This window comes from Pseudomonas sp. SG20056 (assembly GCF_031764535.1).
In the GTDB taxonomy this organism is placed as follows: Bacteria; Pseudomonadota; Gammaproteobacteria; order Pseudomonadales; family Pseudomonadaceae; genus Aquipseudomonas.
This window is the reverse complement of sequence record NZ_CP134499.1, coordinates 2,052,118-2,068,521: the sequence shown is the minus strand read 5'-3', so window position 1 is coordinate 2,068,521 and position 16,404 is coordinate 2,052,118. Positions and strand designations below refer to the sequence as shown.

At 59.8% G+C, this 16,404-nt stretch carries 14 protein-coding genes; 6 read left to right on the top strand and 8 right to left on the bottom strand.

Translation table 11 applies throughout. The annotated features are described in order from the left end of the window. Positions 1-96 precede the first annotated feature (96 nt). A complete protein-coding gene (gene folD / locus RHP75_RS09945) occupies positions 97-951 on the top strand; it encodes a bifunctional methylenetetrahydrofolate dehydrogenase/methenyltetrahydrofolate cyclohydrolase FolD (protein ID WP_311091681.1) in 855 nt (284 codons plus the stop codon). A 71-nt stretch (positions 952-1,022) separates the two neighbouring features. Here the strand turns inward: folD and RHP75_RS09940 are convergent, their stop codons facing one another. The 6 genes from RHP75_RS09940 to RHP75_RS09915 form a co-directional block, all read right to left on the bottom strand. Beyond that, on the bottom strand, positions 1,023-2,765 hold the full coding sequence (locus RHP75_RS09940; RefSeq protein ID WP_311091680.1) for an ABC transporter substrate-binding protein: 1,743 nt from the start codon (positions 2,763-2,765) through the stop codon (positions 1,023-1,025). Between the two features lie 83 nt (positions 2,766-2,848). Then, a complete protein-coding gene (locus tag RHP75_RS09935; protein WP_090386722.1) occupies positions 2,849-3,121 on the bottom strand; it encodes a DUF2160 domain-containing protein in 273 nt (90 codons plus the stop codon). A gap of 11 nt (positions 3,122-3,132) precedes the next feature. Then, complete coding sequence (locus tag RHP75_RS09930; protein ID WP_090255867.1) at positions 3,133-3,933, bottom strand: carbohydrate ABC transporter permease; 801 nt, start codon at positions 3,931-3,933, stop codon at positions 3,133-3,135. Between the two features lie 8 nt (positions 3,934-3,941). Then, the gene (locus RHP75_RS09925; protein WP_160014187.1) at positions 3,942-4,805 is read right to left on the bottom strand and encodes a carbohydrate ABC transporter permease; all 864 of its coding nucleotides are present in this window, start codon (positions 4,803-4,805) and stop codon (positions 3,942-3,944) included. Further along, positions 4,802-5,914: an ABC transporter ATP-binding protein gene (locus tag RHP75_RS09920; protein WP_311091679.1), complete on the bottom strand. Its 1,113-nt coding sequence runs from the start codon at positions 5,912-5,914 to the stop codon at positions 4,802-4,804. Before RHP75_RS09920 ends, RHP75_RS09925 begins: the two co-directional genes overlap by 4 nt. After that, positions 5,914-7,008, bottom strand: a complete 1,095-nt coding sequence (locus RHP75_RS09915; RefSeq protein WP_311091678.1) for an ABC transporter ATP-binding protein — start codon at positions 7,006-7,008, stop codon at positions 5,914-5,916. The genes RHP75_RS09920 and RHP75_RS09915 overlap by 1 nt, the downstream gene beginning before the upstream one ends. 261 nt (positions 7,009-7,269) lie before the next feature. Between RHP75_RS09915 and RHP75_RS09910 the strand changes: the two genes are divergently transcribed. Beyond that, a complete protein-coding gene (locus RHP75_RS09910; RefSeq protein WP_311091677.1) occupies positions 7,270-9,141 on the top strand; it encodes a sigma-54-dependent Fis family transcriptional regulator in 1,872 nt (623 codons plus the stop codon). Positions 9,142-9,394: 253 nt separating this feature from the next. After that, positions 9,395-10,225 (top strand): polysaccharide deacetylase family protein, encoded by an 831-nt coding sequence (locus RHP75_RS09905; protein WP_311091675.1) that lies wholly within the window; start codon positions 9,395-9,397, stop codon positions 10,223-10,225. 59 nt (positions 10,226-10,284) lie between these two features. Here the strand turns inward: RHP75_RS09905 and cysS are convergent, their stop codons facing one another. After that, the gene (gene cysS / locus RHP75_RS09900; RefSeq protein ID WP_311091908.1) at positions 10,285-11,667 is read right to left on the bottom strand and encodes a cysteine--tRNA ligase; all 1,383 of its coding nucleotides are present in this window, start codon (positions 11,665-11,667) and stop codon (positions 10,285-10,287) included. 206 nt (positions 11,668-11,873) lie between these two features. Continuing rightward, positions 11,874-13,538 carry a glutamine--tRNA ligase/YqeY domain fusion protein gene (locus RHP75_RS09895; RefSeq protein ID WP_311091673.1) on the bottom strand — a complete coding sequence of 555 codons (1,665 nt, stop codon included), beginning with the start codon at positions 13,536-13,538 and terminating at the stop codon, positions 11,874-11,876. A gap of 163 nt (positions 13,539-13,701) precedes the next feature. Between RHP75_RS09895 and RHP75_RS09890 the strand changes: the two genes are divergently transcribed. The 3 genes from RHP75_RS09890 (at position 13,702) to RHP75_RS09880 (ending at position 16,355) form a co-directional block, all read left to right on the top strand. Beyond that, a complete protein-coding gene (locus RHP75_RS09890) occupies positions 13,702-14,196 on the top strand; it encodes a peptidylprolyl isomerase (RefSeq protein WP_311091671.1) in 495 nt (164 codons plus the stop codon). Next, positions 14,193-14,921, top strand: coding sequence for a UDP-2,3-diacylglucosamine diphosphatase (lpxH, locus tag RHP75_RS09885; protein ID WP_311091670.1), 729 nt, complete (start codon positions 14,193-14,195; stop codon positions 14,919-14,921). The genes RHP75_RS09890 and lpxH overlap by 4 nt, the downstream gene beginning before the upstream one ends. Before the next feature lie 99 nt (positions 14,922-15,020). Then, positions 15,021-16,355, top strand: coding sequence for an SPFH domain-containing protein (locus RHP75_RS09880; protein ID WP_311091668.1), 1,335 nt, complete (start codon positions 15,021-15,023; stop codon positions 16,353-16,355). The last annotated feature ends 49 nt before the right edge of the window (positions 16,356-16,404 follow it).

The following is a 16,404-nucleotide window of genomic DNA, read 5'->3' as shown; positions in this document are numbered from 1 at the left end:
TACGCGAAAACCGTGGCGTGCGCCTTTGCCCCACAGCACGGTCATGCGAGAATGCGCGTCCTTTTTCCATCCTTTCTTTATGGTTAACCAAGCGCAATGACCGCACAACTGATCGATGGCAAAGCAATTGCCGCCAGCCTGCGCCAGCAGATCGCCCAACGTGTCGCCGAACGACGTCAGCAAGGCCTGCGCGCACCCGGGTTGGCAGTAATTCTCGTCGGTAGCGACCCTGCGTCCCAAGTCTACGTTTCGCACAAGCGTAAAGATTGCGAAGAAGTAGGCTTCGTCTCACAGGCTTATGACCTACCGGCCACCACCGGTCAGGCCGAGCTGATGGCATTGATCGACCGCCTGAATGACGAGCCGAGCATTGACGGCATCCTGGTGCAACTGCCATTGCCAGAACACCTCGACGCTTCTTTACTGCTTGAGCGCATTCGCCCGGATAAAGATGTTGATGGTTTTCACCCCTATAACATTGGTCGCCTGGCCCAACGCATGCCACTGCTGCGCCCCTGCACCCCGAAAGGCATTATGACCCTGCTGCAAAGCACCGGTGCAGACCTGTACGGCATGCACGCAGTGGTTGTTGGCGCCTCGAATATCGTCGGCCGACCGATGGCAATGGAACTGTTGCTGGCCGGCTGCACCGTGACAGTGACTCACCGCTTCACCAAAGACCTGCCCATGCATGTCGGCCAGGCCGATATCGTCGTGGTAGCTGCCGGCAAGCCTGGCCTGGTACAGGGCGAGTGGATCAAACCTGGCGCCATCGTTATCGACGTTGGCATCAACCGTCAGACCGACGGCAAGCTGATTGGCGATGTGGTGTATGAAACCGCCCTGCCCCGCGCCGGCTGGATCACACCGGTACCGGGCGGTGTTGGCCCAATGACCCGCGCCTGCCTGCTGGAAAACACCCTGCACGCCGCCGAGCATTTGCACGACTGAGTGCGACGCAGGCAAAAATAAAAAACGGCACCTTAGGTGCCGTTTTTTATGCCGTTTACAAAAATACTGCATCAGTCGCGGGCTTGCTCCCAGGATCTCAGCAACTCGTTGTAGCTGATGGTTTCACCCTGAGGCTTCTCGTTGGCCAGCTTGGGCTTCGGTGCGCCCGGCTGATCCAGCCAGTACTGCGGATCTTTCGGCTCGTTGAGTTTGGGACCACACTCGCCCAGTACGCCGGAGCGCTCCAGACGACCCAACATGGTGTCCTGCGCCGCCGCCAAACCATCTAACGCTTCTTGTGGCGACTTGTCGCCACTGGCTGCTTCAGCAATGAATTGCCACCACAGCTGCGCCAGACGTGGGTAGTCCGGTACGTTGGTGCCGGTCGGGGTCCACTGCACTCGAGCCGGGCTGCGATAGAACTCCACCAGGCCGCCGAGTTTCGGCGCAACGTCGGTCATGGCTTGCGAGTTGATATCCGACTCACGAATTGGCGTTAGGCCAACCAGGGTCTTCTTCAGCGATACGGTTTTCGAGGTAACGAACTGCGCATACAGCCAGGCGGCCAGGCGCTGTTTCTCCGGGGTGGACTTGAGGAAGGTCCAGGAGCCGGTGTCCTGGTAGCCCAGCTTCATGCCCTCTTCCCAATACGGACCTTTAGGTGAAGGCGCCATGCGCCACTTCGGTGTGCCGTCCTCATTAACCACCGGCAGGCCTGGTTTGGTCATGTCCGCGGTAAAAGCGGTGTACCAGAAGATCTGCTGGGCGATGCTGCCCTGCGCTGGCACCGGGCCGGACTCGGAGAACGTCATGCCCTGCGCTTCCGGTGGCGCGTATTTACGCATCCAGTCGACATACTTGGTGGTGGCATACACCGCCGCCGGGCCATTGGTATCGCCGCCACGGGCAACGCTGGAGCCCACCGGACGGCAGCCGTCTACACGAATACCCCACTCATCCACCGGCAAGCCATTAGGCAGGCCCTTGTCGCCGCCACCCGCCATGGAGAACCAGGCATCGGTGAAGCGCCAGCCGAGGGAGGGGTCTTTCTTACCGTAATCCATATGGCCATAGATGCGCTGGCCATCGATTTCCTTAACCTTCTCGGAGAAGAACTCAGCGATGTCTTCATAGGCCGACCAGTTGACCGGCACCCCCAGCTCGTAGCCGTAGATTTCCTTGAACTTGGCCTTCAGCTCCGGGCGCTCGAACCAGTCAGCGCGGAACCAGTACAGGTTGGCGAACTGCTGATCCGGTAGCTGATAGAGCTTGCCGTCAGGCCCGGTGGTGAAGGAAATGCCGATAAAGTCCTGCAGATCCAGGGTCGGCGAGGTCACAGCCTTGCCTTCGCCCTCCATCATGTCGCTGATGGCCACGGCCTTACCGTAGCGAAAGTGCGTACCGATCAGGTCAGAGTCGTTGATATAGCCGTCGTAGATGTTCTTGTCCGACTGCATCTGGGTTTGCAGTTTCTCGACGACGTCACCTTCCTGCATCAGGTCGTGCTTGAGCTGGATCCCGGTGATTTCGCTGAAGGCCTTGGCCAGCACCTTGGACTCATACTCGTGGGTGGCGATGGTTTCCGAGGCCACGCTGATGCTCATGCCGCGAAACGGCTCGGCGGCTTTGATAAACCACTTCAACTCTTCGAGTTGCTGCTCAGGCGTCAGGGTCGAGGGGTTGAACTCCTCGCCGATCCACTTCTTTGCCGCTTCTTCGTAGGCATCAGCCCAGGCCGCGCCGCTCAAGCCGGACAACGTCAGCAGGGCAGCCAGCGCCATGCTATGTCGAGTTTTGTTGTTATTGTCGAACATAGAGACCTCCATCTCAGGGTTTGGAATGAGGCAAGCGGGTCATGGCCGCGCCCAACCAGCAGGCGCACCCAAGGCAGCCCGACTTAGCCCCAACGCATCACTGCAAACAACCAGAACAGGGACAGCACCGAAGCTATCCAGACACTCCAATCGGTCGCGCCCACCACCAGCAGGTGCAGGTAGGCACTCCCAAGCAGACCGATAAATAGCCGATCACCACGGGTGGTGCTGATCGGCAACAAGCCTTTGCGCTCGATACAGGGCGAACGCAGCTCCCAGATCGTCATGCCGACCAGCAGCATGCCGATAAAGCCGAAAAACAACGCCGTCGGCAGAGTCCAGGCCATCCAATCCATCGTCGCGACTCCTATACCCGGCCCAGGGCAAAGCCCTTGGCCACATGGTTACGGACAAACCAGATCACCAGCATACCCGGCAGAATGGTCAATACCCCCGCCGCCGCCAGCACGCCCCAATCGATCCCCGATGCCGACACCGTACGCGTCATCACCGCGGCAATCGGCTTGGCATCCACCGAGGTCAAGGTGCGCGCCAGCAACAGCTCGACCCAGGAAAACATGAAGCAGAAGAACGCGGTGACGCCGATGCCCGAGCCAATCAGCGGGATAAAGATCTTCACGAAGAATTTCGGGAAGCTGTAGCCGTCGATATAGGCGGTTTCGTCAATTTCCTTCGGCACCCCGGACATAAAGCCTTCGAGAATCCACACCGCCAGCGGCACGTTGAACAGGCAGTGCGCCAGCGCCACAGCGATATGCGTATCGAACAGGCCGATCGACGAATACAGCTGGAAAAATGGCAGCAGAAAAACCGCCGGTGGCGCCATGCGGTTGGTCAGCAGCCAGAAGAACAGGTGCTTGTCGCCGAGAAAACGGTAGCGCGAAAACGCATAGGCTGCCGGCAGCGCCACCGTTAGCGAGATCACCGTGTTCAGGCACACGTAGTACAGCGAGTTGAGATAACCCTCGTACCAGCTCGGGTCGGTGAAGATCACCTTGTAGTTATCAAGGGTGAAGCCGTGCGGCCACAGCGTCAGGCCGCCGAGAATCTCGGTATTACTCTTGAACGACATGTTCAGCAGCCAGTAGATCGGCACCAGCAGGAACAGGACATACAGCCCCAATACCACCTTCTTGCGTAGGGTCATGGTCGGCCTCAGCGAGTCTTATCGTTGTGGGTCATGGCGGTGTAGAACAGCCAGGACACCAACAGGATGATCAGGAAGTACACCAGCGAAAACGCCGCTGCCGGGCCCAGGTCGAACTGACCGATGGCCATTTGCGTCAGGGTCTGGCTAAGGAAGGTGGTGGCGTTACCCGGCCCGCCGCCTGTCAGCACGAAGGGCTCGGTGTAGATCATGAAACTGTCCATAAAGCGCAGCATCACCGCGATCAGCAGCACGCTCTTCAGCTTGGGCAGCTGGATATGGCGGAACACAGCCCAGTCGGATGCGCGGTCGATACGCGCAGCCTGGTAATACACATCGGGAATCGCGCGCAGCCCCGAATAGCACAGCAGCGCCACCAGCGAGGTCCAGTGCCAGACGTCCATGATCAGCACCGTGACCCAGGCGTCGCTGGTATTCGAGGCATAGTTGTAGCTGATGCCCAGGCTGTTCAGGCTCCAGCCCAGCAAGCCGATGTCGGCGCGGCCGAAGATCTGCCAGATGGTGCCGACCACGTTCCACGGGATCAGCAGCGGAATCGCCAACACGATCAGCACCAGCGAGGCCATGCGCCCCTTGGTCGGCATGCACAAAGCGATGGCGATACCTAAGGGAATCTCGATCAGCAGCACGCAAGCGGAGAAGATGAACTGGCGCAGCAGCGAGTCATGCAGACGGGTGTCCTGCAGCACCTGCTTGTACCAGTCGACGCCGACGAAATAGCGCGTGGAATGGTCGAAGATGTCCTGCACCGAGTAGTTGACCACAGTCATCATCGGCACGATGGCGCTGAACGCCACCAGCAGGAATACCGGCAGCACCAACCACCAGGCCTTGTTGTTCTGCACCTTCATGGCTGCACCTCCTGCGCTTGCGCCTCAACCAGAACGTCATCGGCGTAAACCATCAACCACTGCGCCGGAAAGCTCAGGTACACCTGCTGCTGCGGCACGGGCTGATCTTCCTGCAAGCGCACCTTGAGCGCCTGGCCATCGAGTTTTAGGGTGAGAATCTTGTAGGTGCCAAGATCTTCCACATGCACCACCTCGCCGCACAGCGCGTCCTCGTTTGGGCCATCCCAGACGTGGACGAACTCCGGACGGATGCCGATTTTCAGCTTGGCCCCAGGCAGCTCCGCAAGGCGCCGATTGAGCGCCGCCGACAACGGCAGCACGGTGTTGTTGAAACGCACACCGCCGGCATAAGGCAGTACATCAATCAGGTTCATTCCCGGGCTGCCGATGAAGTAGCCAACAAAGGTGTGGCTGGGGCGCTCGAACAACTCACGCGGCGTGCCGAACTGGACGATCTGCCCGCCGTACATCACCGCAATCTTGTCGGCGAAGGTCGAGGCTTCGAGCTGGTCATGGGTGACGTAAACCATGGTGATATTGAACTGCTCGTGGATCTGCTTGAGCTTACGCCGCAGCTTCCATTTCAGGTGCGGGTCGATCACCGTCAGCGGCTCATCGAAGAGAATCGCCGAGACGTCGTCACGCACCAGGCCGCGGCCCATGGAGACCTTCTGCTTCTCGTCGGCGGTCAGATTACGGGCGCGTTTGTGCAGCAAGGGGTGCAACTCCAGCACCTCGGCAATTTCATTGACCTTGGTGAGGATCTTCGCCTCGTTCATGCCCTGGTTACGCAACGGAAAAGCCAGGTTGTCGAACACCGTCATGGTGTCGTAGACCACCGGAAACTGGAAAACTTGGGCGATATTGCGCAGCTCCGGCGGCAGTGCGTTGACCACCTTGCCATCGAATTGCACCTCGCCATGGGAGGGGCTAAGCAGCCCGGAAATGATATTCAGCAGAGTTGACTTGCCGCAGCCCGAAGGCCCCAGCAACGCATAGGCGCCGCCCTGCTCCCACACATGATTCATCTCACGGATGGCGTAGTCGGCCGCGCCAGTCGGCGCGCGACTGTAACTGTGGGCCAGGTTGTGCAAACGGATCTCGGCCATCAGGCAACCCTCTCCAGACGGCGGCTGGGCGCCTGAATCAACTGCCCATCAGCGGCAAAGACAAACAGCTTGTGGGTAGGGATATAGATGAGGATCGGCGTGTCCACGTCGTACTCATGTACCCCAGGCAGATGCAGCACCAGCACGAACTGCTCGTTGCGCACATGCAGAAAGGTTTCCGAACCGCTGATCTCAGCCAGTTCAACCGTTACCGCCAGTTCCAGATCGTCATCATTGGACGGCACCAGGCCGATATGGCTGGGGCGTACACCAAAGCGGTATTCACCCTCGGCAATACCTTGCAGGTCCGGGTTGAGCGGGAAATGCACGGTATCGGCAAAGCTTACTTCGGTGCCGCTGACGCGCCCTGGCATCAGGTTGATCGCCGGTTCCGAGAACAGCTCGGCGGCCAGCACCTGCTGCGGACGGTGATAAACCTCGGCGGTCTTGCCGCTCTGCACCACTCGCCCTTCATGCAGAATGGTGGTGGTACCGCCCAGGGCCAGAGCCTCGTTGGGCTCGGTGGTGGCATAGATGGCAATGGTGTGGCGGGCCTGAAACAGCTCGCGCATTTCCTGGCGCAGCTCTTCGCGCAGCTTGTAGTCGAGGTTGACCAGCGGCTCATCGAACAGAATCAGCGAGGCATCCTTGACCAGGGCGCGGGCCATGGCGGTGCGCTGCTGCTGGCCGCCGGACAGCTCCAGCGGGTAGCGCTTGAGCAAAGCCTCGATACGCAGCATCTTCGCCGTGGCATGGACTTTTTCCAGAATCTCGGCCTTGCTCACGCCGGCCTGACGCAGCGGCGAGGCGATGTTCTCGAACACCGTCAGGGTCGGGTAATTGATGAACTGCTGATAGACCATCGACACGTTGCGCTGGCGTACCGGCACCTGGGTCATATCGGCGCCATTCATCAGGATGCGCCCGCTGCTGGGCTTATCCAGGCCCGCCATCAAACGCATAAGGCTGGTCTTGCCAGACAGCGTGCGCCCCAGCAGCACATTGAAGGAGCCAGGTTCGAAGCTCAGGCAGGCATCGTCGATATACAGCTGGTGATCAACGATCCGCGTGACATGCTCCAGGGTAAGTGACATGGGCCGTCCTTTTTCTTGTTATCTCCCCCAGCTACAAGGCGAGTTCCGTGCCAACACCTCTAAAAAATCCCAAGCCATTGATTTAAAACAACTACGACCAAACACAAACAACACACGGAGACCGCACTGAACACTTTTGAACAGTGCACAGTGAACAACTGAACAGTCACAGCGTTGACATTGAACAGCCTTCGGCGACACTGCACAGACCCGGCGCAGACCGTGGTGCATAACAACAAGAACCCGTGCGAGAGACCTGTCATGGCTGACGCTGTCACTGCCCTGCCTCACGAGACCATCATCCAGGACTCCTGGACACGCTGCCGCGACTACGGTCTGACCCACCAGAGCACACCGATCTTCAACCAGCCCGAGCGCGGCGAAGTCAGCGCCCTGCTGGAAAGCCAGCACGCCCTGGTGCACACCACCCACAAGGAAGTGCTGCCCTACTACGGCACCATCCTGGCCAACTCCAATTGCCTGATCATGCTGGCCGACCACCAAGGCCAGGTGCTGCAGTCCTGGGGTGACCAACGCTTTATCGAACCGAGCCGCGCCGCCGGCTTTGTCGCCGGGGCCACCTGGCTGGAGCGCTATACCGGCACCAATGCCATCGGCACCGCCCTGAGTTGCGCCCAGGCCGTACATATTCAGCACGATGAGCACTTCCTCAAGGCCAACCGCTTTATGACTGGCTCGGCCTCGCCGATTTTTGACGAGCAACGGCAGATGATCGCGGTGCTGGATGTGTCCAGCGACAGCTACCTGCCGCCCTCGCACACCCTGGGCATGGTCAAGATGATGAGCCAGTCGGTGGAGAACCGGCTGATCCTCAACCTGTTCCAGCAGCGCTACTTCCAGCTGAGCTTCAACACCAGCCTGGATAACCTCAGCAGCCCCTGGGCTGGGCTGCTGATTTTTGATGAGCAAGGCCAGGTGGTATCCGCCAATCGGCGTGCCGACAGCTTGTTGGGCGTGGGCATGGCCCAGGTGAATATCGAAAGCCTGTTCGACGTACCGCTGCAGCAATTACTCAACCAACCCGAAGCGCTGCCGTTCAACCTGCGCGCCAGTGGGCGCTTTCGCTTTCACGCGCAGATCAAACGCCCGCAGCAGCCCGCGCCGATCCAGGCCCGCGACTTTCGCCAAACCCAGCAGCCGCCTGCCAACGCCACGCGCAACCCGTTTACCCTTGCTTCGCTCAACCTCGGCGACCCGCGTGTCGATAAAGCCGTGCGTCAGGCCGAGCGGTTACTGGAAAAGAACATCCCGATCCTGGTGCATGGTGAAACCGGAGTAGGCAAGGAGGTTTTCGTCAAAGCCCTGCACCACGCCAGCTCGCGCGCCAGCCAGGCGTTTATCGCGGTCAACTGCGCGGCCATTCCCGCAGAGCTGGTGGAGTCCGAGCTGTTTGGCTATGAAAAAGGCGCGTTTACCGGGGCCAACCAGAAAGGCAGCATCGGCCTGATCCGCAAGGCCGACAAAGGCACGCTATTTCTCGACGAAGTCGGCGATATGCCACTGCGCGTGCAGGCCCGTCTGCTGCGGGTACTGCAGGAGCGCTGCGTGCAACCGTTGGGCAGCAGCGAGCTGTACCCGGTGGATATCCGCCTGATTTCCGCCACCAACCGCCCGCTGCGCCAGGATGTGGAGAGCGGGCTGTTTCGCCAGGACCTCTACTACCGCATCAGCGGCCTCAACCTCGAACTGCCGCCGCTGCGCGAACGCACCGACAAGGCCGCTATGGTCCAGCGCATCTGGGATTACCACCGCGAACCACAGCAATGGGCCGGGCTAAGCCATGAAGTGATGAGCCTGTTCGAGCGTCACCCGTGGCCCGGCAACCTGCGCCAACTGAGCAGCGTCTTGCAGATTGCCCTGGCCATGGCCGATGACCAGCAAATCCGCGCCGAACATCTGCCGGATGATTTCTTTGCCGATTTGCAGCCCGCTGCTGAGCAAACAGCCGCCACCCAAGCGTCACCGCAACCTTTGGCCAGCACCAGCGCGGATGATCTGGCCAGCCAATACCAGGCCTGCGGCGGCAATATCTCGCACCTGGCGCGCAGCCTAGGGGTTAGCCGTAACACACTGTACAAACGCTTACGGGAAACAGGGCTGACGGCGCGCTAGAGCACGCCGCCGCCCTTGTAAACCTCGTCTGAGTCAGCCTTCTTAGCCCGTCATGGACTTATACGGCCCAGCTAGGGTCGAACCCATTGGGTAGCCTTTACGGGTCCGCACTGCGCTCACCCGTGCCCTCTCTCTTCCAGCGCCGCCATCAGGGCAACCATTCTCCTTCGCGAGTCCAAGCCTAATGCGTTACCCCTCAACTCCAACAGACGCTTTTGCGCGAAGCACGCCATTGACCTGCATCTTAATCAGCATGCTGCTGTTGAGCGCCTGCAGCAGCATGGCACCGCCACAGCCAAACCCCGAGATTGAACCGATACGTTTTCTCCTGAGTTTCGATGACGGCCCAAGCGGCAATACCCGTGACAATCCAACCGAACAGATTCTCGACACCCTGGCAGACAACCCAATCCAGCCAGGGATCAAGGCGCTGTTCTTTGTCCAGACCCGCGCCGCAGCAGCTGGCGGCAGCGTTCACGGCCAGACGCTGCTACGGCGCCAGCAACGTGAGGGCCATCTGCTAGGTTTTCACACCGCGACTTCTGGACACTCCAACCACCGTTTTCTCAGCGCTGAGGCACTCAATCAATCTCTTACCGACGGCGTAGCCGATCTGAGCGCCATCAGCGGCATCGCCCCGCGCCTGGTGCGACCACCCTTCTGGAACTACGACGAGCGCACATTCGCCGCCTACCAGACGCACGGTCTGCGCATACTGCTCACCGATTTGAGCGCCAACGATGGCAAGACCTGGGGCATCAATGGCAGCCTGCGCCGGCGCAGTAACCTGCGTGACCAGCTGGCGCGGGCCGCGCAGCAGATCAGCGTCGGCGCCTTGCCCGCTGTCGATGGGGTCATACCCGTAGTGGTGACTTTCCACGACCTCAACTCCTATACCGCGCGGCATATGCAGGAGTACCTGCAGATCCTTCTGGATGTAGCCGAAGATGTGGGCCTGGCCACCGACAAGCAACCGTTCTATGGCCAACGCGACGCCTTACAACGTGCTGCATTAAGACGCGCCCTCGGCGACCCACAGCAGTACGCTCGGCTGCCAGGCCTATGGAACTGGCTGTGGAACTAGCAAACCGTACGCAATAAAAAAGGCCGCTCGAAAGCGGCCTTGTCATTCCAGCAACGAATCTAGTCTGCCAAGCGCCAGGTCGTACCGCCCTTGCCGTCTTCCAGTACCACGCCCATGGCGGTGATATGGTCGCGGATACGGTCTGACTCGCCCCAATTCTTCTCGGCACGGGCCTGCAGACGCGCAGCGATCAATGCCTCCACCTCGGCCGCATCAACCTTACCGGCAGCACCGGCCTGCAGGAATGCTTCAGGCTCAAGCTGCAACACACCCAGCACCCCAGCCAATTCCTTCAAGCGCGCGGCTAAGCCAGCAGCGGCCTGCAGATCGGTTTCACGCAGGCGATTGATCTCACGGGCCAGTTCGAACAGCACGGCGCAGGCTTCTGGCGAGTTGAAGTCATCGTCCATGGCCGCCGCAAAGCGCTCGACGAAGGCTTCGCCGCCAGCCGGCTCAGCATCAGGTAGGCCCTTGAGCGCGTTATAGAAACGCTCCAGCGCGCCCTTGGCTTCGCGCAGACTGTCTTCGGAGTAGTTGATCGGGCTGCGGTAGTGGCTGGACACCAGCAGGTAGCGCACCACTTCCGGGTGATATTTTTCCAGCACCTCACGAATGGTGAAGAAGTTGCCCAGGGATTTGGACATCTTCTCGCCGTCAACGCGCACCGCGCCGGCGTGCATCCAGGCGTTGGCGTAGAGCTTGCCGGTGGCCGCCTCACTCTGTGCAATCTCGTTTTCGTGGTGCGGGAAAACCAGATCAGGGCCGCCGCCATGGATGTCAAACGTCTCGCCCAAGCAGCAAGTCGACATTACCGAGCACTCGATATGCCAGCCCGGACGACCAGCGCCCCATGGCGACTCCCAGCTCGGTTCGCCCGGCTTGACGCCCTTCCACAGCACGAAATCCAGCGGATCCTGCTTGGCTTCATCAACTTCGATGCGCGCGCCGATCTTCAGGTCTTCGATCTTCTTACGCGACAGCTTGCCGTAACCGACAAATTTGCCAACGCGGTAGTAGACGTCGCCATTGCCGGGCGCGTAGGCAAAACCCTTGTCGATCAAGGTCTGGATCATCTGGTGCATGCCGGCGATATGCCCGGTGGCACGCGGCTCCTGGTCCGGACGCAGGACATTGAGACGCGCCTCGTCTTCGTGCATAGCCGCGATCATGCGCTCGACTAGCGCTTCGAACGGTTCACCGTTGTCATTGGCGCGCTTGATGATCTTGTCGTCGATGTCAGTGATATTGCGCACGTAGGTCACGTCATAGCCGCGATGGCGCAGCCAGCGAGTCACCACATCGAACGCCACCATCACCCGCGCATGACCGATATGACAGAAGTCGTAAACCGTCATGCCGCACACATACATGCGCACCTGGTTACCCACCAGCGGTTTGAAGACGTCTTTGCTTTTGGTCAGCGTGTTGTAGATCGAGAGCATCGGGGTTCCTTGAAAAACCATGGACCAGCGTACCAGCCCGGTTCTAATCAGAGCATCTGAGCAATAGAGCCTGTTTCGGATCTCGCGAGCTAGAGCGAGACAAGGCAAAAATGGCCGAGGAAGCGGAGTTTACTAGCTGTAAATGAGCATTCCGAGACCATTTTTAACGCAGTATCGCTGACGCGCAGCAGATCCGAGCCTGGCTCTTAGGCCCAGGAATCGCGCAGCGTTACGGTACGGTTGAAGACGGGGGCACCCGGCTTGCTGTCCTTGATGTCGGCACAGAAATAGCCTTCGCGCTCGAACTGGAAGCGCTCTTCCGGCGCAGCCTCGGCCAGGGATGGCTCGGCGCGACAACCTTTGAGCACCACCAGCGAATCCGGGTTGATGTTGTCGAGGAAGCTGCCGCCTTCTTCGTCCTTCTCCGGATTAGCAGACCGGAACAGGCGATCGTACAGGCGTACTTCGCACTCGACGCTTTCTGCCGCCGGCACCCAGTGGATCACGCCTTTGACCTTGCGCCCTTCGGGGTTCTTGCCCAGGGTGTTTTCGTCGTAGCTGCAACGCAGTTCAACGATAGTGCCGTCAGCATCCTTGATCGCCTCATCGGCGCGAATCACGTAGCTGCCACGCAGCCGCACTTCGCCGCCCGGAATCAGGCGCTTGAAGCCGGCCGGCGGGACTTCTTCGAAGTCGCTGGCATCGATATAGATTTCACGGCTGAACGGCAGCACGCGCACGCCCATGTCCTGCTTGGGATGGCGCGGCAGCTCGAGATTCTCGGTCTGGCCTTCCGGGTAGTTGGTGATCACCACCTTCAACGGCTTGAGCACGCACATGGCACGCGCGGCATTGGCGTCGAGGTCATCACGAATGGCGAACTCCAGCATGCCGATGTCCACCACGCCGCCAGCACGGTTGACGCCAATCATGTCGCAGAAGGCGCGGATCGACGCCGGGGTGTAGCCGCGACGGCGGAAGCCCGACAGGGTCGACATACGCGGATCGTCCCAGCCATTGACGTGCTTCTCGTCCACCAACTGCTTGAGCTTGCGCTTGCTGGTGATGGTGTAGTTCAGGTTCAGACGAGCGAATTCGTACTGACGCGGCTGCGCCGGCACTGGCAGTTGCGCAAGGAACCACTCGTACAGCGGACGGTGGTCTTCGAACTCCAGGGTGCAGATCGAATGAGTGATGCCTTCGATGGCATCCGACTGACCGTGGGTGAAGTCATAGCTGGGGTAGATGCACCACTTGTCACCGGTCTGGTGGTGGTGAGCATGACGAATGCGGTACAGAATCGGATCGCGCAGGTTGATGTTCGGCGAGGCCATGTCGATCTTCGCGCGCAGCGAACGGGCACCATCGGCGAATTCGCCGGCCTTCATGCGGGCGAACAGGTCAAGATTTTCCTCGACGCTGCGCTCACGGAACGGGCTGTTCTTGCCCGGCTCAGTGAGATTGCCGCGGTAAGCACGCATTTCTTCGGCGTTGAGGTCGCAGACAAAAGCCTTGCCTGCCTTAATCAGTTCAATGGCCCAGGCATGCAGCTGGTCGAAATAATTGGAGGCATAACGCTCCTCGCCCGCCCACTGAAAGCCCAGCCACTGCACGTCACTCTTGATCGCGTCGATGTATTCCTGGTCTTCCTTGGCCGGGTTGGTGTCATCAAAGCGCAGGTTGCACTCGCCACCAAACTCCTTGGCCAGGCCGAAGTTCAGGCAAATCGACTTGGCGTGGCCAATATGCAGGTAGCCATTGGGCTCCGGCGGAAAACGGGTAATGATCTTCGCGTGCTTGCCGGCATCCAGATCGGCCTGGACGATGGGACGAAGAAAGTTAGCGGCGGCGACAGTTTCTGGCTTGCTCATGGTGTCCTTGATCATGCAGGTGCGCGGCACAGGGTAGGCCGACTAAAACAAAGCGCTTATCATAGCCGAAGCTGTCAACCCCCTGACAGGCCCAAGAACCGCTGCAATGCCCTTTGCTGGAAATTCAGCGGCGCACGGATTTATCGACAGAGCGATTACCTCCATGATCAAGCTGCACACCAACCACGGCGTTATCACCCTCAACCTGTTCGAAGACAAAGCCCCGGAGACCGTGGCCAACTTCAAGCAGTACGTTAAAGAAGGTCACTACGACAACACCGTTTTCCACCGCGTGATCAGCAACTTCATGATCCAGGGCGGCGGTTTCGAGCCGGGCATGAAGCAGAAAACCACCCGCGCCCCGATCAAGAACGAAGCCAACAATGGCGTCGCCAACAAGATCGGCACCGTGGCAATGGCTCGCACCATGGAGCCGCATTCGGCATCCGCGCAGTTCTTTATCAACGTTTCCGACAACAGCTTCCTCAACCACAGCGCGCCGACCGTGCAAGGCTGGGGTTATGCGGTTTTCGGTGAAGTAGTTGAAGGCATGGACGTGGTGAATGCCATCAAGGCCGTTGCCACCACCAGCAAATCCGGCCACCAGGATGTACCGGTTGATGACGTGATCATCGAGCGCGCTGAGATCGTTGAGTGATTCTACTGATCTCCGATCTGCATCTTGAACAGGAGCGCCCGGACATCAGCCGGGCGTTTCTGCATTTTCTTGAAACCCGCGCGGTTCAGGCTCAGGCGCTGTATATCCTCGGCGACTTCTTTGAAGTGTGGATCGGCGACGACGCCATCAGCCCCTTTCAACGTTCGATTGCCCAGGCCCTGCGCCAACTTAGCGAGCGCGGCACGCGCATCTACCTGATGCATGGCAATCGCGACTTCTTGATCGGCAAAGCCTTCTGCCGCGAAGCTGGCTGCACCTTGCTGCCCGACCCCAGCGTAATCGAGCTGAATGGCGAGCGCGTGCTGCTGATGCACGGCGACAGCCTGTGCACCCAGGACATCAGCTATATGAAGCTGCGGCGCTGGCTGCGCAACCCGATTTCACTGTTGGTTTTGCGCAATCTGCCGCTGCGCACCCGACAAAAACTGGCGCGCAAGCTGCGCAATGAAAGCCGTACGCAAACACGGATGAAAGCCAGTGAAATTGTCGACGTCACCCCGGATGAAGTGCCGCGCATCATGGCCGAGTACGGTGTGCGCACGCTGATCCACGGCCACACCCATCGCCCCGCCACCCATCAACTGCAAGTCAACGGCCAGGCGGCGCAGCGCATTGTGCTTGGCGACTGGGACAAACTGGGCTGGGCACTGCAGGCAGACCGCCAAGGCTTGCAGCAAAGCGCCTTCGATCTTCAACCTGCGTGAAACTTTGACGCCGCGCACAAAGCGCTGAGCCACCCCACTTGACGGGCGATTCGCCGATCATCAGCATCGGCGACCTCAAAACGCCATCAGGGATCGACCATGCTGCTCAGCAAGGAACACCTTTTCAAATACGCCATCGCACCGGCCGCACTGGTTGCGGTGAGCTTCGTCACCTTCAACAGCGTGTTCTTCTATAACGAAGCCGGTTTCGCCACACACGTGCGCACCATATTCGGCGAAGAAAAAGTGGTCGACGACGTCGGCTACGCCACCAAATGGTTCGGCCGCGCCACCGCCTGGAAGAAGGCCCTGAGTGTGCAATCGGTGCTCACCGAAGCCCTGGCCATCGACGACAGCAGCGACAACGATTCGCTCGGCGCCACCATCGAAGCCTTCCCCATCGTGTTTCTCGGCAACGTCGACGCCAAGGTCGAGTCCTCGGCGCGTTTCCGCCTGCCGGCGGGCGAGCAGTTCCTGAAGATCGCCCAGGAATACCGCAACCCGGAAAACTTCATCAAGACCGCGCTGGTGCCTGCCATCAAGGAAACTCTGCAGGCCACCGCCTCGCTGATGAGCGCCGATGACTTTTATGCCGGCGCGCGCAGCGAGTTCGCCGCCGAGTTCGAAAACCAGCTGAATGACGGCCTGTACCTGATCAAGCGCAAGGAAATTCGTGGCCCGCGCGGCCATCAGCCAAGCCAGACCGCGATTCTGCAAGCAGGCACCGAGCAAGGCGCGTTCGGCGACAACAACGTCAGCCAGTTCGTCACCGAGAAGGTCATGGACAACAAGGGCATCCCGGTACGCAAGCAGCAGCAGTTCCGCAAATACGGCGTGGAAGTGGTCGAGGCGCGCATCACCAATGTCGACCCTAACCCGCAGTACAAACAGCGCATGGTCAAGGTCCAGCAGGCCCTGGCTGAGCTGGCTGTCGCGCGGCAGAACCGCCTGAAGGAAGAAGAAGAGAAGCTGCTGGTGACCGCCCGAGGTGAAAAGGAAGTGGAAGCGCGCCGCCAGGAAACCCTGCGCGACCAGATCGAACGCACCACCCAGGCAGAAACCGAGAAGCAACTGGCGATCATCAACGCCGAGCGCGAGAAAGGCCGCGCCGAGATCGAAAAACAGACCGCCGAACTGTTGCGCGATAAAGCGGCGATCACCGCCGATGCCACGAAAATTACCGCCGATGCCGAAGCCCACGCCCGTGAAGCGGTAATCAAGGCTGACGGTGCGCTGCAACCCAAGCTCGATGCGCTGATCGCGATTAACAAGGTCTGGGCCGAAGCCGCCGCCCAGGCACCGGTTCCCAGCGTGATGATGGGTGGCGGTAGCGATGGCGCCAGCAGCCGCCAGGATGAAATCAGCCAACTGATGGGCGTACTGGCCACCAAGGCCGCGCGCGACTTGTCGCTGGATCTGAAAGTGCAGCAGTAAGCACCGCACATTCACCAACAAAAAAGCGCCCAATTGGGCGCTTTTTGCT